The organism is Paraburkholderia sp. SIMBA_053 (assembly GCF_046534895.1).
GTDB classification, from domain to species: Bacteria; Pseudomonadota; Gammaproteobacteria; order Burkholderiales; family Burkholderiaceae; genus Paraburkholderia; species Paraburkholderia caledonica.
Genome location: NZ_JAWRXU010000177.1, coordinates 1 through 389, shown reverse-complemented (window position 1 = coordinate 389; position 389 = coordinate 1). Strand labels below are relative to the sequence as shown.

At 62.5% G+C, this 389-nt stretch carries 2 protein-coding genes; both read right to left on the bottom strand.

What is annotated here, in order from left to right; translation table 11 throughout:
- Window positions 1-92: SMR family transporter (locus SB753_RS35145; protein ID WP_410804664.1), on the bottom strand; the 92-nt coding region annotated here is incomplete at its 3' end.
- A gap of 123 nt (window positions 93-215) precedes the next feature.
- Window positions 216-389: winged helix-turn-helix domain-containing protein (locus tag SB753_RS35140; RefSeq protein WP_410804662.1), on the bottom strand; the 174-nt coding region annotated here is incomplete at its 5' end.

The window sequence follows — 389 nt, the reverse complement described above, 5'->3', positions numbered from 1 at the left end:
GGCCACAGCCGGGTGAAACCGTCGGAACTCTTGAGACCGGCCGCCCAGCCGACTTCGAGCAGACCGGCGATGAACAGAAGAATCCAGGACATGAAACAGCTCCATGATCAGATGGGGCCGTCCCCGTTTGTAAATGGCGTAAGGTCGTCCTTACGGTCCGTAATTATAACGACGCCTGCACCATCTTGCTGCGCGGCCGCAAGTCGCCGCCCTGCTCACACGACGCCGACCAGCCGATAGCCGACGCCCGTCTCCGTGACGATATGCTCGGGCTGCGCCGGATCGCGCTCGAGCTTGCCGCGCAGATGCGCCATGTAAATGCGCAGATAGTGATAGCTCTCCACGTGCGACGGCCCCCACACGTCGCGCAACAGTTGCCGGTGCGTCAG